Here is an 18,528-nt window from a genome sequence, read left to right on the forward strand (position 1 = left end):
GTCTCCCCCCTTACAATCGTGTGGAGAGTGCCTATAGTTGTTTTATCGCGAGAGAGTGGAGTTCCCTGACGCTCTCTCCCGAACCTCCAGAGCCTGCCGCGCCCAGTCTGCGGCGCGACAGGTCCGATGTTCAAATTTTACGGCCCGTCGAAGGTTTCTCTGCCTTCCGGGCCGTCTCTGTTTTGCCACCGCGTGGCATGTTCTAGAAATCGTTCAGCTTGGCCTCGACCAGGAGCTTGACCAGCCAATCGACGAAGACGCGGACTTTGTTGCTGAGGTGGCGGTTCGGCGGATAGACCACATAGAGCGGCACCGGGTCACGGCGCCAGTCCGGCAGCACGCGGACGAGTTCGCCCCGCCGCATCGGTTCACGCGCCATGAAGGTCGGCACCTGCGCGACGCCGAGCCCCGTCAGGGCCGCGGTCAGATAGGTGCGGCTGTCATTGACCGAGGCAATGCAGCGTGGGGTCGTCTCGACCATTTCGTTGCCCCTGCGAAATTCGAAAGGCAGCGTCCGGTTGTTCTGGGCGCGGAAATAATTGACGGAGTAGTGCGTGGTCTCCAAATCCTCCGGCCGTTCGGGCATGCCGAATTTCTGAATGTAGCTCGGCGAAGCGCAGGTGATCAGCTCCATCTCCGAAACCCGCCGGGCGATCAGTGACTGATCGGTGGGCGTACCGGCCCGCAGCGCGCAATCGACGTTTTCGACCAGATAGTCTACCGTGCGGTCGCCGACGCCTAGGTCCAGACGAATATCCGGATAGCGCTGGTAGAAGTCGCAAAGTGCCGGAACGATAATGGCGTCGGCAAAAGCGCCGCTCATTTCGATGCGCAACCGCCCGCTCGGCAGGCTTTGCGAATTGGAGAGGCTGCCATCGAGTTCCTCCAGCTCGGAGATGATCTGGGCGGCGCGTTCATAATAAAGTGCGCCGTCCGTGGTCACCATGACCCGGCGCGTGGTGCGGTTCAGGAGCTTGGTGCGCAGATGCGCTTCGAGACCCTGAATGAGGTTGGTCACCGTCGCCTTGGGCATCGCGAGCATGTCGGCGGCGCGGGTGAAATTGCCCGTCTCCACGACGCGGATGAAGACGCGCATTGCCGAAAGTTGATCCATCGGTTTCAAGTCCGCAGTTTGCGTTGCACCATTATTCGAGAATCGGAACAGTGTTATCGTGATATTGCTTCTTATTCCCTGTTCTGAATAACAATATCTTTTTTATACGAAATGCAAGCGGCAGGTGCTGTGTGCCTGCGGTTGCGTGCAAAAGAGACCGGACCGATGACGGTAGGATGGAAGGACATGATGCTGGATAAGGTGGCCATCGGCCCCGTTTCCGCGCGTGTCTACCAGGGCGCCGATTACGGCAAGGGTCCGCCCATCGTGCTTTACCTGCATGGGGGCGCATTTCTCGACAGCGAAACGAATGTCGAAAGGCCGGTTGCCGTCAGTCTCGCCAAAGCCGGCGCCATCGTCGCCGCCGTCGACTACAGCACACTGTCCGGCAACCTCTTTCCGAAGGCATTGGAAGTCTCCTTCTCCGTTTTCACCTATCTCGCCAACAAGCGCGCCGCCGGTCTCGGCGACCGGAAGTCGCTGCTATTTGTCGCCGGCGAGGAGGCGGGCGGCAATGTCGCGGCCGGAGTGGCGCTCAAGGCGCGCGATCAGATGCCGGACGCGCTCGACGGCCAGGTACTGATATCACCGCTGCTCGATCCCTTCATGGGCACGTCGTCGATCCGCAAGGCCGAAGCGATCGGCATGCGGCAGCGCTGGGCGGACGGCTGGAGCCATTATCTGAGCGGTGGCGGCTGCCACCCCTACGCGGCCCCCTGCCTCTGTTCGCGTCTTTCAGGCGTCGCGCCAGCGCTGATATTCACCGCGGAGGATGATCCTCTGCACGACGAAACACTTGGTTACGGTGCCCGCCTGAAAAAGGCCGGCGTCGGTGTGCGCCAGCATGTCCTTCCCGCCGGGACGGGCTGGCCCTCGATTTATGGTGGGAAATCTGGGGAGACACCCGACTGGCAGGAACACGTCAGCCGCCATTTCGGAAGTTTCCTTCAGGACGTAAGCGTCCAACCGCAATTGCATTGAAGAAGATCTGATATTTCGGCGGCCTGGGGCCGCAAGGAGAGTACTGATGACGTCCAGAAGCAAGCGCTGGGCCCTCGTGGGCGCCGGCATAGGACTTATTGCGTCCGTTTCAGGCGCTGCATTGTTTTTCGAGCTGCCGATGAGCGCGACGGCTACGGCAGCTTCCGCTCCCGCGCAGCCTCCCGCCGTACCGGTGACGGTGGCCATGGTCGAAGCCCGCGACGTGACGGCCTGGGAGACCTTCTCCGGCCGTCTCGAAGCGGTCGATCGTGTCCAGGTCCGTCCCCGTGTGGAAGGCGCCATCCTTTCGGTGGCTTTCCGTGAGGGGGCGCTGGTGAAGCAGGGTGACCTGCTCTTCACCATCGATCCGGCTCCTTACCAGGCTAGCGTGGCTCAGGCTCAAGGCCAGGTCGCTTCGGCCGAAGCCAAGGTCAGCCTGGCGCAGACCGAGCTTGACCGCGGCCGCAGGCTGTCCGACAACCGCACCATCTCCCAGAGCGATCTCGATCAGCGCCAGAGCGCGCTGGCCGAGGCGCAGGCAGGACTGCGATCAGCGCAGGCTGCGTTGCAGTCGGCTCAACTCAATCTCGATTACACCCAGGTGCGGGCGCCGGTTTCCGGCCGCATCGGCAAGATCGAGGTGACGACAGGCAACCTGGTTGCGGCCGGATCGGCTTCGCCTGCGCTGACGACACTCGTTTCGGTCGATCCGATCTATGCGAGCTTCAACGCCAGCGAAGAGATGGTGACCCGCGCTCTCGCCCAGTTGCCGCAGACGGACGGCGCTCTGCCGCCCGTCGAAGAGATTCCGGTCGAGGTCGGCACGCTCGCCGACGAAGGCACGCCGATCAAGGGCAAGCTGCAGCTGATCGACAACGAGGTCGACGCATCGAGCGGCACCATCGGCGTGCGCGCCGTCTTCGATAATCCGGGCGGACGCCTTATCCCCGGCCAGTTCGTGCGCGTGCGCATGGGCCGGCCGAAGGCTGAGAACAAGATCGTCATCAGCGACCGCGCCGTGGGCACGGACCAGGACAAGAAGTTCGTCTTCGTCGTCGACGGCGACAACAAGGTCGCATACCGGCAGGTGCAGCTCGGCGCTCTGGCTGATGGGCAGCGGGTGGTTGAAAGCGGCCTCACTGCCGGCGAAAAGATCGTCGTCAACGGCTTGCAGCGCATCCGTCCAGGCGCCGTCGTCATTCCGCAGATGGAAGAGAAAGTCGCGACCGCGCAGTAAGACGCAGCCTTCCCCTCTCGGGGAAGGCCAATTTCCGAAACGACAGGACCACCGGCGGCTCCCCAAACCGCCGGAAAGGGACGTTGCATCCATGTTCACCCCGGAGAGGGCTTTGATATGAACATCTCCAGATTCTTTGTTGACCGGCCGGTCTTTGCCGGCGTTCTTTCGGTCCTCATCGTGGTTGCCGGCCTGATCGGCCTGCGCGCGCTGCCGATTTCCGAATATCCCAACGTCGTGCCGCCGTCGGTCGTCGTGCGCGCCACCTATCCCGGCGCCAATCCGAGCGTCATTGCCGAAACGGTGGCGACACCGCTCGAAGAGCAGATCAACGGCGTTGAGGACATGCTCTACATGTCGAGCCAGGCGACGTCGGACGGCGTGCTCAACGTCACCGTCACCTTCAAGCTCGGCACCGACCCCGACAAGGCGCAGCAGCTCGTGCAGAACCGCGTTTCGCAGGCCGAACCGCGCCTGCCGGCGGAAGTGCGCGCGCTCGGGATCACCACAGTCAAGAGCTCGCCCGACTTCATCATGGTCGTCAACCTCGTTTCCGACGGGAACAGCCACGACATCACCTATCTTCGCAACTACGCGACCTTGAACATCAAGGATCGGCTCGCCCGCATCCCCGGCGTCGGCCAGGTGCAGGTCTTCGGCGCCGGCGATTATTCGATGCGTGTCTGGATCGACCCGCAGAAGGCCGCCGAGCATGAACTCGCCGCCAGCGACATCAGCAACGCGATCAGCTCGCAGAACGTCCAGGCGGCCGCCGGCATTATCGGCGCGTCGCCGAGTCAGCCGGGCGTCGACCTGCAGCTCAACGTGAATGCACAGGGCCGCCTGCGCACGCCCGAGGAGTTCGGCAACATCATCGTCAAGACGGGCGCCAATGGGGAGATCACCCGCCTTCGCGACGTCGCCCGCATCGAGCTTGGCGCCGCCGACTATACGCTCAGGTCGCTGCTCGACGGTAAGCCGGCCGTTGCCGTTGCCGCCCTTCAGGCGCCCGGTTCGAATGCGATCGAAATCGCCGACAATGTGCGCGCAACCATGGATCAGCTGCAATTGGCCATGCCTGAGGGCGTCAAATACGAGATCGTCTACGATACGACGAAATTCGTGCGCTCCTCGATCGAGAAGGTCATCGACACGCTGCTCGAAGCCATCGCGCTCGTCGTCCTCGTCGTCATCGTCTTCCTGCAGACATGGCGCGCGTCGATCATTCCGCTGATCGCGGTTCCGGTCTCGATCATCGGCACCTTCGCGGTCATGTATGTCTTCGGCTTCTCGATCAACGCGCTCAGTCTGTTCGGGTTGGTGCTTGCGATCGGTATCGTGGTGGACGACGCCATCGTGGTGGTGGAAAACGTCGAGCGCAATATCGAGCATGGCCTGTCGCCGCGCGCGGCCACTTATAAGGCGATGAAGGAAGTGTCCGGTCCGATCATCGCGATCGCGTTGGTGCTCGTCGCGGTCTTTGTGCCGCTCGCCTTCATCTCTGGCCTGTCGGGTCAGTTCTATCGTCAGTTCGCGCTGACGATCGCGATCTCGACCGTCATCTCGGCCTTCAACTCGCTGACCCTGTCACCGGCGCTTGCCGCCCTTCTGCTGAAGGGCCACGACGCGCCCAAGGACTGGCTCACGCGCTTCATGGACGCGATCTTCGGTTGGTTCTTCCGTGGCTTCAACCGCGTCTTCGGCGCAGGCTCGAATGCCTATGGCAAAGGTGTTGGCGGCCTGGTGTCGCGCAAGAGCATCGTCATGGTGGTCTACCTGGCGCTGGTCGGCGCGACCTACAGCATGTTCACCACGGTTCCCGGCGGCTTCGTGCCGTCGCAGGACAAGCAATATCTGATCGGCTTCGCTCAGCTGCCGGATGCCGCAAGCCTCGATCGCACGGAAGACGTCATCAAGCGCATGACCGATATCGCGCTCGCGCAGCCCGGCGTCGCCAATGCAATCGCCTTCCCCGGCCTGTCGATCAACGGCTTCACCAACTCCTCGAATGCCGGCATCGTCTTCGTGACGCTGAAGGATTTCGAGGAGCGCAAGACGCCGGATCTTTCTGGCGGCGCCATCGCCATGGCGCTGAACCAGAAATTCGGCGCAATCCAGGATGCCTTCATCGCCATGTTCCCGCCGCCGCCGGTCAACGGTCTCGGCACGACGGGCGGTTTCAAGCTGCAGATCGAGGATCGCGCAGGCTTGGGCAACCAGGCGCTCGACGAGGCGACCAAGGCAGTGCTTGCCAAGGCCTATCAGACGCCTGAGCTCGCCGGGCTGTTCTCCAGCTTCCAGATCAACGTGCCGCAGCTCTATGCCGATCTCGACCGCGCCAAGGCCGAGCAGCTCGGAGTGTCCGTCACCGACGTCTTCCAGACGCTGCAGATCTATCTCGGCTCGCTCTATGTGAACGACTTCAACGCCTTCGGCCGCACCTACAGCGTCCGTGTGCAGGCCGACGCGAAATTCCGCGCTCAGCCGGAAGATATCGGACAGCTGAAGGTTCGTTCGGCGTCGGGCCAGATGATCCCGCTTTCGGCACTTCTGAAGGTGGAGCCGAGCACGGGTCCGGAGCGGGCGAACCGCTATAACGGCTTCCTCGCCGCCGATATCAACGGCGGGCCGGCGCCGGGCTTCTCGTCCGGCCAGGCACAGGCGGCGATCGAGAAGATCCTACACGAGACGCTGCCTGCTGGCATCGACTTCGAATGGACGGACCTGACCTATCAGCAGATCCTTGCCGGCAATTCGAGCGTCGTCGTCTTCCCGCTCGCGCTGTTGCTGGTGTTCCTGGTGCTTGCCGCCCAGTATGAAAGCCTGACCCTGCCGTTGGCGATCATCATGATCGTACCTATGGGTGTCCTGGCCGCTCTGACAGGCGTCTGGCTCACCGGCGGAGATAACAACATCTTCACCCAGATCGGCCTGGTCGTCCTTGTCGGCCTATCGGCGAAGAACGCGATCCTCATCGTGGAATTCGCTCGCGAACTGGAGTTCGAGGGCCGGACGCCGCGCGAAGCCGCGGTCGAAGCCAGCCGCCTGCGCCTTCGCCCGATCCTCATGACTTCCATGGCCTTCATCATGGGCGTCGTGCCGCTCGTCGTCTCGACCGGCGCCGGCGCGGAAATGCGTGCGGCGATGGGCGTTGCGGTGTTCTCGGGCATGATCGGCGTGACTTTCTTCGGCATCTTCATGACGCCGGTGTTCTACGTGCTGTTGCGGCGGTTGACGGGCAATCGCCCGCTCATCCAGCACAAGCCGGACGAACACAAGGAGGAAGAGGCCGAGGTCATTCGGCTCGCGGCGGAATAAGCGGAATTCAACCTTCCTTTGTCGAGTAAATCGGGCGGGAACTTCGGTTCTCGCCCGTATCGTTTTTCTGGCACCCGATGAAAATGCGTTACGTTCATCAAAACGGTTGCAACCGTGGAGGAGGGGACTATCAAAGGCGGATAGCAGCTGGGAGGATCGGCGCGGGCCCCGCTGTCCGGATAAGCGAGACCGGCAAAGCCGGCGCGCTTGCGGAAGTTGCTGAGGCGGACTGCAGCGCTTCGCTTCTAAATTTCGAAGAGAAGAGTGGCCGATCGGGAGGATAATGATGACGGACCGCCAAACGAAGAAACGCCGCCTGCGTTCGCAGGATTGGTTCGACAATCCCGATCATATCGACATGGCGGCGCTCTATCTCGAGCGTTTCATGAATTACGGCATCACCCCGGAAGAGCTGCGCTCGGGCAAGCCGATCATCGGGATTGCCCAAAGCGGCAGCGATCTAACGCCCTGCAACAGAGTGCATATCGAGCTCGCCAAGCGCGTGCGCGACGGCATTCGCGACGCAGGCGGAATACCGATCGAGTTTCCGACACATCCGATCTTCGAGAACTGCAAGCGTCCGACCGCCGCCCTCGATCGCAATCTTGCCTATCTCGGCCTCGTCGAAATCCTCTACGGCTATCCACTCGACGGTGTCGTGTTGACCACCGGCTGCGACAAGACCACGCCTTCGGCGATCATGGCTGCTTCGACGGTCGATATTCCGGCTATCGTGCTTTCCGGCGGTCCGATGCTCGATGGCTGGCACGAAGGCGAACTGGCCGGTTCCGGCACCGTCATCTGGCGGATGCGGCGGAAATATGCGGCAGGCGAGATCGATCGGGAGGAGTTCCTGCAGGCAGCGCTCGACTCGGCTCCGTCCGTTGGCCACTGCAACACGATGGGCACAGCCTCAACGATGAATGCGCTGGCGGAAGCACTCGGCCTGTCGCTCACCGGCTGTGGCGCCATCCCGGCCGCCTACCGCGAGCGGGGGCAGATGGCCTACCGCACCGGACGGCGCGCCGTCGAGATCGTGTTCGAGGATCTGAAGCCATCGGATATCCTGACGCGGGCTGCTTTCCTCAATGCGATCCGCACCAATTCGGCGATCGGCGGCTCGACCAATGCGCAGCCGCATCTGGCTGCGATGGCCAAGCATGCCGGCGTCGAACTTTATCCCGATGATTGGCAGGTGTACGGCTTCGATATCCCGCTTTTGGCCAATGTCCAGCCAGCGGGCGCCTATCTCGGTGAGCGCTACCACCGCGCCGGCGGCACGCCGGCGATCATGTGGGAGCTGCTGCAGGCCGGAAAACTCGACGGCGATTGTCGCACGGTGACGGGGAGGACGATGGCCGAGAACCTCGACGGTCGGCAGGCCAGCGACCGCGAGGTCATTCGGCCATTCGACCAACCGCTGAAGGAGCGGGCGGGCTTCCTCGTTCTCAAGGGCAATCTCTTCGATTTCGCGATCATGAAGATGAGCGTCGTCTCGGAAGATTTCCGCCAGCGCTATCTTCTGGAACCCGGGCGGGAAGGTGTCTTCGAGGGCAAGGCGGTGGTTTTCGACGGTTCCGAGGATTATCACAAGCGCATCAACGACCCCGAACTCGGCATCGACGAGGATACCATCCTCGTCATCCGCGGCGCGGGGCCGCTCGGCTGGCCGGGATCGGCCGAGGTCGTCAATATGCAGCCGCCGGATCATCTGTTGAAGCGTGGCATTCGCAGCCTGCCGACAATCGGCGACGGACGTCAGTCGGGCACCGCCGACAGTCCGTCGATCCTCAATGCATCACCGGAAAGCGCTGCCGGGGGCGGCCTCGCCTGGCTTCGCACCGGCGATATCATCCGCATCGACTTCAACCAGGGGCGCTGCGACATGTTGGTCGACGACGCGGAGATCGAGCGGCGCAGGAGCGACGGTATTCCGCCGGTGCCGGCGGATGCCACGCCGTGGCAGCAGATCTACCGCCGCTCGGTGACGCAGCTGTCGGATGGCGCGGTTCTGGAAGGTGCGTCGGAGTTTCGCCAGATCGCGAAAAACCCGCCACGGCACAACCATTGATTCTGGCGCAGGGCAGCGATAGTGGCTAATTTCCGCTGAAATGCTTCCTGTCCTCCGGGTTGAGTACGCGAGAGATTTCGGCGCGACATTTATCCGCGCCGGAAGTTATTGGGCGCCAAGTAATTTTCTTGAGCTTGCAACGGCATTGTTTCATGGTAATGCGGAAACGAAGCTTACTGCATTGCATCGAAAACGATTATACGCGTGGTCAAGACCATCGGCGCGGCTTCTCCATCGTTCGTCCGGTGCGATCGGTGGCGGTGATCTGAAAATTGCTTTGCCGTTGGCGGGATCGACTTGCGGGACATTCAATCTGGGAAGGTCGCATGAATTCGGAATTTGCCGTTCGTTCGATGCGGCCCGGCGAATTGGAACTCGTGCTCGAATGGGCGCGTCAGGAGGGGTGGAATCCGGGTCTCGACGATTCGCTTGCATTCCTCGAAGCCGATCCGTCGGGATTTTTCGTCGGCTCTATCGGTGAAGTCCCCGTCGGCTCGATCTCGGTCGTCAAATATGGCGACAGCTTCGCCTTTCTAGGCCTCTACATCGTCCACCCGGATTTCCGCGGCAAGGGTTACGGCAAGGCGATCTGGGAAGCGGGAATTGCCACGGCGGAAGGCCGGACGATCGGTCTCGACGGCGTTGCCGCGCAGCAGGGGAACTATCGCAAGGCCGGCTTCGAGCCCGCCTATTCCACCATTCGTTACGGCGGTGTTGCCTCCTCTTTGCCGGCCTCCACGCTTGTCGCGCAGCCGGTGCTGGATTCACGCCTGGAAGGGCTGCAGCGTTATGATGCGGCGATCTTTCCGCAGCCGCGGGATGCCTTCCTCGCCGCCTGGTGCACCAGCCGCAAGGGGCGGCGTACGGCCGTAGTCCGCAAAAGCCACAAGATCCGCGGTTACGGCACGATTCGCCGCTGTTACGAGGGCTACAAGATCGGCCCGCTTTTCGCCAACGATGCAGACAGCGCCGCGGCGCTGCTTGCCGGATTGATCCCCGAGGCAAAGGGCGCTCAGATCTTCATCGATATCCCCGCCGAGAATCGCGAGGCGATTGCACTTGCCGAAGGCATGGGTCTTCAGCCGGTGTTCGAGGCCATGCGGATGTATCGAGGACCCGCCCCGTCGATCCCGCTGAAACACGTCTTCGGCGTGACGACGCTGGAGCTTGGTTAAGCCTAATCCACGGGCGAGGCGGGCACGGTGGGAGCGGACGCTTTCGGCCGGCCCTTTTCGGCGATTGCGATGCCGCCGAGCGTCAGCATCAGCGCTACCATATGGAAGGACTGAAGCCTTTCTCCGATCAGTACGACGGAAAGCAGTGTTCCGAATACCGGCACGAGATTGATGAAGAGACCGGCGCGGTTGGCGCCAATAGCCTCAACGCCTTTGATATAAAGGATCTGCGCCAGCAATGAGGGAAAGATCGCGGTATAGAAGGTGATGCTCCAGCCGGCCTGGTCAGGCCACTGCGCAGCGCCGCGGCCGATCTCCCAGAGAAGCAGCGGCAGCGAGGTCAGCATGGCGGCGAGGGCGGGGAAGGCCATTAGCGTGCGCCAGTCGACCGGCGGTTTCCAGCGCAGGAAAATCGTGTAGAGCGAATAGGCGGCAATAGCGATCAGCATCAGCCCGTCGCCGCGGTTAAGCTGCAGCTGCAGCAGCGTGGCGAGGTCGCCATGGGCGGCGGTCAGCGCCACGCCCATCAGCGTCATGCCGAAGCCGAGACATTGCGCCAGCGAGATGCCAGTGCGGAAAAAGAAAAAATTCAACAGGAAGATCAGCATCGGAATGCCGGCTTGCTCGATGGCGACGTTGATCGCCGTTGTATATTGCACCGCCGAATAGAGCATGGCGTTGAAGAGTGTATAGCCAATGGCGCCGTAGCAAAGAAGCAGCGGCAGGTTTTTCCTCGCCACAGGCCAATCCTTCTTCAGTTGCGGCACAGATATAATGGCGATGAACGCGACGGCGAGGAACCAGCGCAGAAAGGTCAGCATCATTGGGCTGATATGGCCGACCGCGAGTTTGCCGGCGACGGAGTTGCCGCCCCAGCAGAGGGTGGCGATGACGAGGCAGATATAGGCCGTGGCTTGCAAGAGCGTTCTTCCTCGTCTTCTTGCGATCGAAGTTCGGATTTTTCCCAGGGGAAATAGACTGCCGGCTGCTGATTTGTCACGTAAAAAGCCCAATCGTCTGTGACAACAGGGTCGCTTTCCCAAAAACAAAGCTTTATAGATGCGCGGGTTTGAGCAGGTGCGCGGTTTTCCGCCGGTAACAGGAAGAGTTGGATGACGAACGTAGTCGTGGTCGGTTCGCAATGGGGTGACGAAGGCAAGGGCAAGATTGTCGATTGGCTTTCGGAACGTGCGGATATTGTCGTGCGCTATCAGGGCGGCCACAATGCCGGCCATACGCTCGTCATCGACGGCACGAGCTATAAGCTCTCGCTGTTGCCCTCCGGCGTCGTGCGTCCCGGCAAGATGGCGGTGATCGGCAACGGCGTCGTCGTCGATCCGCATGCGCTGATCGCTGAGATCGGCCGACTGGAGGCGCAGGGCGTGACGGTTACGCCTGACAATCTGCGCATCGCCGACAATGCGACGCTCATCCTGTCGCTGCATCGCGAGCTCGACGCGATGCGCGAGGATGCCGCGTCCAACAGCGGCACCAAGATTGGCACGACGCGCCGCGGCATCGGTCCGGCCTATGAGGACAAGGTCGGCCGCCGCGCCATCCGGGTCATGGATCTCGCCGATCTCGACAGTCTTTCCGGCAAGGTCGACCGTATCCTGACGCATCACAATGCGCTTCGCCGCGGCCTCGGCGTCGCCGAGATCAGCCACCAGGCGATCATGGACGAGCTCACCTCGATCGCCGATCGGGTGCTGCCGTTCCGCGACACGGTCTGGCTTTTGCTTGATAGGGAGCGCCGCAAGGGCGCCCGCATCCTGTTCGAAGGTGCGCAGGGCAGCCTGCTCGACATCGATCACGGCACCTATCCTTTCGTGACCTCCTCCAACACCGTGGCCGGCCAGGCGGCGGCCGGTTCCGGCATGGGGCCAGGCTCGCTCGGCTATATCCTCGGCATCACCAAGGCCTATACGACACGCGTCGGCGAAGGCCCGTTCCCGACGGAGCTGACCGACGAAATTGGCCAGTTCCTGGGTGAGAAGGGGCATGAGTTCGGTACCGTGACAGGGCGCAAGCGCCGCTGCGGCTGGTTTGACGCGGCACTGGTGCGTCAGTCGGTTGCGACCAACGGCATTACTGGCATCGCGCTTACGAAGCTCGATGTGCTCGACGGTCTCGAGGAACTGAAGATCTGCGTCGGTTATATGCTCGACGGCGAACAGATTGATCATCTTCCCGCAAGCCAGGGAGCGCAAGCTCGGGTCGAACCGATCTATGTCACGCTTGAGGGATGGAAGGAATCGACCGTCGGCGCCCGCAGCTGGGCGGATCTTCCGGCACAGGCGATCAAATATGTTCGCCAAGTCGAGGAACTGATCGGGGCGCCGGTCGCGCTCCTTTCCACCAGCCCGGAGCGGGACGACACGATACTTGTGACCGATCCGTTTGAGGATTAAGGTCACGGCCCACTGTGGAGGACAGTTCGGCAGAAGGCCGGACTTCTTGAGAAAGTAAGAATGGCGGATTTTATTGCAGTTATTCGGCGGGCCGTCGACGGCCTGGCTGAAAACACCCCCGAGATGCGGGTGAAAGTCTACGAACGTGCTCGCGGCGCAGTGCAGCGGCAGCTCGAGAACATGAAGCCGCGTCCGCCGGAAGCCATGCTGCAACGCCAGCTCGAAAAGCTCGAGGCCGCCATCCGCGAAGTGGAGGCTGAACACTCCGAAGCGCTGCCCCTCGAGGAGACGGCCGGCGCCGGTGCTGCGCCGGAAACCTTCGAAGAACAAGCGGTTCCTGACGAAAGCACCTTGCCGCCTGCGCCCCAGACTGCTGTCGGCGAGCCGGCCGGTGAAGCTGATGTGGAACCGGCGACGGCCGACGCCGCCCATGAGCCGGATCACCAGGAAGCTGACACACGGCAGGAAACTGAGGAAGAGGTCGCGGCCGAGGAGCCGCTTTCCGCGGAAGCTGAGGCCGCACAAACACCTGTTTCCGCTGAGACAGCTGCACCCGCCGAGACCTATTGGCATCCCTCGCATGAGGAGGAGGCTCCGGCCGAGGAATGGCATGCCGGCGAGGCGCGTGACGTCGCCGCCGAAGAAATGCAGCCGGAGCATCACGGCTTCGAAACGCCACCTGCCGATCATGCCTACGAGGAAGCCGACGAGCATCGTGCCGATGAAGAGCATCCCGTGGAGGCCGAGGAGATCGCGGCCGAACCGGCGATGGCGGAAAGCCATGAGCCCAAGGCCGAGGCCGCTTACGAGCCCATCGAGTCGTTTCAGCCGATCACACGCGGCCTAGAGCATGCATCCAACCGGCTCGTGGAGCCGGTCGCCGATTTCAATCGTGCCCAGGAATTCGTCGAACATAGCCGCGAGCAGCCGCTGCAGGCGGATGCTGCGGGACATTTCGATCCTGTCTGGGCCGAGCCTGCCGTCGAGACGCCGGCTCCGGCGCCCAAGGATGCGGAGACCGAATGGGCCGAAGAGGAGCTCCGGCAATATTCGGAAACGGTGCCGGTTACCGCTGACGCTTCGGCGCGTGCCTTCGAAGACGTGATATCGAGCCTCGAAAAAATGGCGCCCGCCGCTGTCATGCCGGCCGCCAAGGAAGCTTTCTCCTGGGAGAAGGCTGCCTTCGACGACCTGCCGCCGATCGAGGCGGGCACCGATAAGAAGACGCCGGTGTCCTCGCATTTCGACGACGTTGATATCTTTGCGGAGGTGCACGACGGCAAGCCTACACCTCCCGCCGGCGCGCCGAGCGAGGCATGGCGCGAAGCGAAGGCGCTGCGTGGCTATGACCGCCGCGGCCCGATCGCCACTGACGATGACGACGCCAACCCGACGATGGATATCGATCAGATCGTCGCCTCGAAGCTGCAGGGCAAGAATTTCCGCATGGAACCGAAGCGCCGCCGCTTCGGCATCGGCACGATAATTACTCTTCTCTTCGCGCTTATCCTGATCGGTGGCGGCGCCTATGCCGGCTGGGTGAACAGAGAAGCGCTGGTGGCGATGGTCGATGGGCTTGTCAGTTCGGCACCGTCGCAGGCTACGAGGAACGAGGCGGCAATGACGCCGGCGGGCTCCGAGACGCCGGCCCAGCCCGCGCCGACGCCAGCCCAGCCAGCCGCACCAGAAGCACAGAATACGCCGCCGGCGCCGGCACAGCCTAACCAGCAAGTAGCGTCCTTGAACAATGACGGCGCGGCGGCCAATTCCAAATTCACGCAACGACTGCTTTCCGACGGGACCGAAGTCGACAGCGGCCCGGCGACGGTGCCGGGAACGCCGACGGCTGAAGGAAAATCGGTGGCCGAGCAGAACGTCGCGGCGGCCGATACGCCGGCGGCCAGCGCGCAAGGCGATGCGGCCCCGCCCGAAACGCTGACGCCCAACGGTCCTGCGGCATCGCCGCAGCAGGCTGCGCCGGTTGGTTCGTCGGAAAAAATGTTCCTCTATGAGGAGCGTATCGGCCAGAGCTCGCCGACGGCGATCGAGGGAACGGTCGTCTGGACCGTCCAACACGAGGCTGGCCAGGACGGCCGGCAGGAGGCGACGGTACAAGGCAATGTCACCGTTCCCGAGCGCAACCTCTCGGCTCTCGTCACCTTCAAGCGCAATTCCGATCCGTCGCTTCCGGCGAGCCATCTCGTCGAGATCGTCTTTTCGGTGCCGCCCAATTTTGAAGGCGGCAGCATCGAAAGCGTCCAGCGCATCTCGATGAAGCGCACCGAACAGGATCGCGGCGATGCGCTGATCGCGGTTCCGGCCAAGATCACGGATGATTTTCACATGATCGCGCTCAACGACTATCCCGATGCGCGCAAGGCCAATCTCGATCTGCTGTCGACCCGCAACTGGATCGATATTCCGATCACCTACCGCAACGGCCGCCGTGCGCTTCTGACGATGGAGAAGGGTGGTACGGGAACGGATGCCTTCAATACAGCCATCAAGGAATGGACTGCACTCGGGGATGTCTCGACGAGCCAGTGAGTGGGTTCTCGGTGCGTTGTGCCACCGGCCCCTCATCCGCCTGCCGGCACCTCCACGCGAGGGAGAAGGGAATCGTGGCAGCGTCCTGTCTTTCTTAAAGCATTCCTTTTGGAAATGAGGGCGAGCAGCTTGCTTCTCCTCTTCTCCCCAGAGGGAGAAGGTGGCCCAAAGGGTCGGATGAGGGGGCTGCACGGCACGCCCTTCAACGTCCTTCCTGCCGGCATCGCCCGCCACAAAACAAAAACGCCACCTCCCGCATCCGGAAGGTGGCGTTTCCAACTGTCAGTTCAGTTCTCTCAGGCCGTGGCTTCGACGACGCGAATGGCCTTGGCGCGTTCCAGGGCTTCCTTGCGGACAGCATCCTGCACCTTTTCAAAGGCGCGGACTTCGATCTGGCGGACGCGTTCGCGGCTGATGTCGAACTCGGCCGAGAGATCCTCCAGCGTCACCGGATCCTCGGCAAGGCGGCGGGCTTCGAAGATGCGGCGCTCGCGTTCGTTCAGAACACTCATCGCTTTCGCCAGCATGCGCCGGCGGGTTTCGAGCTCATCCTGTTCGATCAGCACGTCTTCCTGGCTGTCGTGGTCGTCCACAAGCCAGTCCTGCCATTGACCGCTGTCGCCTTCGGCCGCCTTGATCGGCGCGTTCAGCGAAGCGTCGCCGGAGAGACGGCGGTTCATCGAGATGACCTCCTCCTCCGAGACGTTCAGCTTGGTGGCGATTTCCGAGACGTGCTCCGGCTTCAGGTCGCCGTCGTCGATCGCCTGGATGCGGCCCTTCAGCCGGCGCAGGTTGAAGAACAGGCGCTTCTGGTTGGCCGTCGTGCCCATTTTCACCAAAGACCACGACCGCAGGATATATTCCTGGATCGAGGCCTTGATCCACCACATGGCGTAGGTGGCGAGGCGGAAGCCGCGTTCGGGATCGAATTTCTTGACGGCCTGCATCAGACCGACGTTGCCTTCGGAGACGACTTCGCCGATCGGCAGGCCGTAGCCGCGATAGCCCATCGCGATCTTCGCGACGAGGCGAAGATGGCTGGTGACGAGCTTATGGGCAGCGTCGCGGTCGCCATGCTCGGCATAACGCTTGGCCAGCATATATTCCTGCTGCGGCTCCAGCATGGGGAACTTGCGGATTTCGTCGAGATAACGGTTGAGACCGGCTTCGCCGGCGGTAATGGACGGCAAGGTATTTCGGGCCATATTGCACCCTCCTAAAGTGAATTCCGGTTCCCGATGGAAACGCGCCCCCGCGTTAAAAGGCGAACCGGGACGTGCGGCTTTTGTTCCAAGCCCGCACTAAGTCTATATACAGATAAGTATGGCGAAACGGCGGTTCAAGGTGCTGCTCACGCAGGTGTGAGGCGGCGAGAGCGGTATGCCGGACCGCCTTTATCGTCGCAAAGCTTCGACCAGTTTCATCATATCGTCCGGCAGCGGCACTTCGAAATGCATGAGTTCGCCGGTGCGGGGATGCTCGAATTGCAGCATGAAGGCATGCAGTGCCTGACGGCCGAAACCGTTGACGATCTTGCGGATTTCTTCGGGCAGAAGATTGGCCTTGGTCCTGAAGCCGGCGCCATAAACGGTGTCGCCAACGAGCGGATGACCGATATGGGCCATGTGCACGCGGATCTGATGGGTGCGACCGGTTTCCAAGTGGCACTCGACCAGCGAAGCGAGCGCGGTCGCGTCAGGGTTTTCCTGGAAGCGCTCGATTACTTCGTAGTGGGTGATCGCCGCGTCCGCATCCTGGCTGTCGGGGCGCTTGACGGCCCGGCGGGTGCGGTCGCCGGTGGCGCGGCCGAGAGGCGCATCGATTGTTCCCGACAGAGTGCGGGGACGGCCCCAGACGACTGCCCGATAGGCCCGCTCCAGCGGCATGGTGCGGCCGTGGTCGGCAAATTGAAGCGAGAGGTGGCGATGGGCGACGTCGTTCTTGGCGACGACCATGACGCCTGTCGTGTCCTTGTCCAGACGATGGACAATGCCGGGACGGCGCACGCCGCCGATGCCTGAGAGCGTATCGCCGCAATGATGGATCAGCGCGTTGACCAGCGTTCCTGTCCAGTTACCGGAGCCGGGATGGACGACCAGACCCGCCGGTTTCGATATGACGATAAGGTCATCGTCCTCATGCAGGATGTCGAGCGGGATATCTTCACCCTTTGGGGTCGGGTCCTCCGGCTCGGGCAGGGTGATCTCGAAGCTGTCGCCGACGCGCACCTTGCGCTGCGGATCGGTAACCTGCTCGCCTCTCAAAGAAACCAGCCCCTCCTTGATCAGCGCCTTGATGCGGCTACGGGAAAAATCCTCACCGACCTGCGCCGTCAGCCAGGCGTCGAGCCGGCCTTCGGCGGTTTCATCGGCGGTCAGGACTTTTCTAATGCCGGCTGCTTGTTTAAAGGGGTCGCTCAAGACGCTTCTTCTCCGACGTATTTTTAGAACGGAACGCACAGATGACAGCAATCGAGCCAGACGACCAGGAAGAGAAGCCCCTTGATCCGGCGATGGAAAGTGTCCGGCGCAAGATGGTCCGCCTGCAGATTGTTTCCGGCGCCATCATGTTCGTCAGCCTTATGGCGGTCTTCGGCGCCGTTGTCTACAAGACGATGCGCGAGCCCAAGGAGACTGCGTCCACTGCCGCAGCCTCCGGCGTGCCTGCGGACGCACCGCTTGCGGCGAGCCTCTCCCTGCCTCTCGGGTTCAAGGTGCAGTCCACCTCGTTTTCGGCGGGACAGATGCTGTTCTATGGAGAAACGGTTGAAGGCACGAGGAAGGCGCTGGTATTCGATCTGAGGACCGGCCGCACGGTCGCCGACGTCACCGTCGGGGGAAATTGAGGCGGTATGGCCGCCCCGATCGTCATCGACAGCGCCAACGATCCACGCATCGCCGAGTTTCGCGATATAAGAGAGCGTGACCTGACGGGCCGGGAAAACCGCTTTATCGCCGAAGGCACTGTCGTGCTGCGCATGCTCGCCGAGGCGCATGCGGCACGTCGCGGCTTCTCGGCCGAGAAAATCCTGCTCCTGCGCAATCGCGTCGACGGCCTGCAATCCATCCTGGAACGGTTTCCGGCTAGTGTGCCGGTTTATGTCGCCGAGGCCGAAGTGCTCGATGGTGTCGTTGGCTTTCATCTGCATCGCGGCGTTCTCGCCCTTGGAAAGCGAGAGGACCGCGGCGAGGCGGCACTTCTCGACGCATTGCCGGAACGGGCTCTGGTGCTGGTCGGCTGCGGCATTTCCAACCACGACAATGCCGGCTCGATGTTTCGCAATGCTGCTGCCTTTCGGGCGGATGCCGTGTTGCTCGACGAAACCTGCTGCGATCCGCTCTATCGCAAGGCGTTACGTGTGTCGGTCGGCTCGGTGCTTAGCGTTCCGCACCGGCGCGGCGGCAAGGCGCTGGACCTGCTCCTGACGCTTGCCCAACGGGGCTTTGCCATCTGGACGCTTTCGCCGCACGGAAAGACCGACATCCGCGCCATTCCCGCTGCGGCACGCATGGCGCTCGTCATCGGCACGGAGGGGGAGGGCTTGCCGGAGGCGCTGCTGGCGCGTTTTCAGAGCGCGCGCATTCCCCAATCGGACGAGCTCGATAGTCTCAACGCGGCAACTGCGACAGGGATCGCATTGTTTTCCATGGCCTCCGCCATGGGGCGGCTATGAG

The 18,528-nt window shown here is 62.4% G+C and carries 13 protein-coding genes; 9 read left to right on the top strand and 4 right to left on the bottom strand.

Annotated features, from left to right (window positions below; all coding sequences use genetic code 11):
- Positions 1 to 202 precede the first annotated feature (202 nt).
- On the bottom strand, positions 203 to 1,114 hold the full coding sequence (locus PH551_RS18305; protein WP_097600688.1) for a LysR family transcriptional regulator: 912 nt from the start codon (positions 1,112 to 1,114) through the stop codon (positions 203 to 205).
- 165 nt (positions 1,115 to 1,279) lie between these two features.
- On the opposite strand from PH551_RS18305, the gene PH551_RS18310 reads away from it, so the two are divergent.
- The 5 genes from PH551_RS18310 (at position 1,280) to PH551_RS18330 (ending at position 9,896) form a co-directional block, all read left to right on the top strand.
- Positions 1,280 to 2,095 carry an alpha/beta hydrolase fold domain-containing protein gene (locus PH551_RS18310; protein ID WP_285194116.1) on the top strand — a complete coding sequence of 272 codons (816 nt, stop codon included), beginning with the start codon at positions 1,280 to 1,282 and terminating at the stop codon, positions 2,093 to 2,095.
- Between the two features lie 46 nt (positions 2,096 to 2,141).
- Positions 2,142 to 3,332: an efflux RND transporter periplasmic adaptor subunit gene (locus PH551_RS18315; RefSeq protein ID WP_285194117.1), complete on the top strand. Its 1,191-nt coding sequence runs from the start codon at positions 2,142 to 2,144 to the stop codon at positions 3,330 to 3,332.
- Between the two features lie 117 nt (positions 3,333 to 3,449).
- A complete protein-coding gene (locus tag PH551_RS18320) occupies positions 3,450 to 6,650 on the top strand; it encodes an efflux RND transporter permease subunit (RefSeq protein WP_085779211.1) in 3,201 nt (1,066 codons plus the stop codon).
- 286 nt (positions 6,651 to 6,936) lie between these two features.
- Positions 6,937 to 8,721 (top strand): IlvD/Edd family dehydratase, encoded by a 1,785-nt coding sequence (locus tag PH551_RS18325; RefSeq protein WP_285194120.1) that lies wholly within the window; start codon positions 6,937 to 6,939, stop codon positions 8,719 to 8,721.
- Between the two features lie 326 nt (positions 8,722 to 9,047).
- Positions 9,048 to 9,896: a GNAT family N-acetyltransferase gene (locus PH551_RS18330; protein WP_285194123.1), complete on the top strand. Its 849-nt coding sequence runs from the start codon at positions 9,048 to 9,050 to the stop codon at positions 9,894 to 9,896.
- A gap of 2 nt (positions 9,897 to 9,898) precedes the next feature.
- Here PH551_RS18330 and PH551_RS18335 read toward each other — a convergent pair whose 3' ends face one another.
- Entirely contained in the window at positions 9,899 to 10,816 is a 918-nt protein-coding gene (locus tag PH551_RS18335; protein ID WP_183699076.1) for a DMT family transporter, read from the bottom strand.
- Positions 10,817 to 11,008: 192 nt separating this feature from the next.
- On the opposite strand from PH551_RS18335, the gene PH551_RS18340 reads away from it, so the two are divergent.
- The gene (locus tag PH551_RS18340; protein ID WP_085779207.1) at positions 11,009 to 12,307 is read left to right on the top strand and encodes an adenylosuccinate synthase; all 1,299 of its coding nucleotides are present in this window, start codon (positions 11,009 to 11,011) and stop codon (positions 12,305 to 12,307) included.
- Between the two features lie 60 nt (positions 12,308 to 12,367).
- Positions 12,368 to 14,854 (top strand): hypothetical protein, encoded by a 2,487-nt coding sequence (locus PH551_RS18345; RefSeq protein ID WP_285194129.1) that lies wholly within the window; start codon positions 12,368 to 12,370, stop codon positions 14,852 to 14,854.
- Positions 14,855 to 15,150: 296 nt separating this feature from the next.
- Here PH551_RS18345 and rpoH read toward each other — a convergent pair whose 3' ends face one another.
- Together rpoH and PH551_RS18355 are read right to left on the bottom strand one after the other, a co-directional pair.
- Positions 15,151 to 16,059: an RNA polymerase sigma factor RpoH gene (rpoH, locus tag PH551_RS18350; RefSeq protein WP_085779205.1), complete on the bottom strand. Its 909-nt coding sequence runs from the start codon at positions 16,057 to 16,059 to the stop codon at positions 15,151 to 15,153.
- A 189-nt stretch (positions 16,060 to 16,248) separates the two neighbouring features.
- Entirely contained in the window at positions 16,249 to 17,274 is a 1,026-nt protein-coding gene (locus PH551_RS18355) for an RluA family pseudouridine synthase (RefSeq protein ID WP_285194132.1), read from the bottom strand.
- Between the two features lie 41 nt (positions 17,275 to 17,315).
- Here PH551_RS18355 and PH551_RS18360 point away from each other — a divergent pair, with 41 nt between their 5' ends.
- The gene (locus PH551_RS18360; RefSeq protein WP_085779203.1) at positions 17,316 to 17,699 is read left to right on the top strand and encodes a hypothetical protein; all 384 of its coding nucleotides are present in this window, start codon (positions 17,316 to 17,318) and stop codon (positions 17,697 to 17,699) included.
- Positions 17,700 to 17,705: 6 nt separating this feature from the next.
- Positions 17,706 to 18,527 (top strand): TrmH family RNA methyltransferase, encoded by an 822-nt coding sequence (locus tag PH551_RS18365; protein ID WP_221113565.1) that lies wholly within the window; start codon positions 17,706 to 17,708, stop codon positions 18,525 to 18,527.
- The last annotated feature ends 1 nt before the right edge of the window (position 18,528 follow it).

The sequence above is a fragment of the Rhizobium atlanticum genome (assembly GCF_030182485.1).
In the GTDB taxonomy this organism is placed as follows: domain Bacteria; phylum Pseudomonadota; class Alphaproteobacteria; order Rhizobiales; family Rhizobiaceae; genus Rhizobium.

Bases quoted from the DNA above. Each gene is read 5' to 3' on its own strand.
- PH551_RS18305 (WP_097600688.1), bottom strand. From the start codon at position 1,114: ATGGATCAACTTTCGGCAATGCGCGTCTTCATCCGCGTCGTGGAGACG.
- PH551_RS18310 (WP_285194116.1), top strand. From the start codon at position 1,280: ATGACGGTAGGATGGAAGGACATGATGCTGGATAAGGTGGCCATCGGC.
- PH551_RS18315 (WP_285194117.1), top strand. From the start codon at position 2,142: ATGACGTCCAGAAGCAAGCGCTGGGCCCTCGTGGGCGCCGGCATAGGA.
- PH551_RS18320 (WP_085779211.1), top strand. From the start codon at position 3,450: ATGAACATCTCCAGATTCTTTGTTGACCGGCCGGTCTTTGCCGGCGTT.
- PH551_RS18325 (WP_285194120.1), top strand. From the start codon at position 6,937: ATGACGGACCGCCAAACGAAGAAACGCCGCCTGCGTTCGCAGGATTGG.
- PH551_RS18330 (WP_285194123.1), top strand. From the start codon at position 9,048: ATGAATTCGGAATTTGCCGTTCGTTCGATGCGGCCCGGCGAATTGGAA.
- PH551_RS18340 (WP_085779207.1), top strand. From the start codon at position 11,009: ATGACGAACGTAGTCGTGGTCGGTTCGCAATGGGGTGACGAAGGCAAG.
- PH551_RS18345 (WP_285194129.1), top strand. From the start codon at position 12,368: ATGGCGGATTTTATTGCAGTTATTCGGCGGGCCGTCGACGGCCTGGCT.
- rpoH (WP_085779205.1), bottom strand. From the start codon at position 16,059: ATGGCCCGAAATACCTTGCCGTCCATTACCGCCGGCGAAGCCGGTCTC.
- PH551_RS18360 (WP_085779203.1), top strand. From the start codon at position 17,316: ATGACAGCAATCGAGCCAGACGACCAGGAAGAGAAGCCCCTTGATCCG.
- PH551_RS18365 (WP_221113565.1), top strand. From the start codon at position 17,706: ATGGCCGCCCCGATCGTCATCGACAGCGCCAACGATCCACGCATCGCC.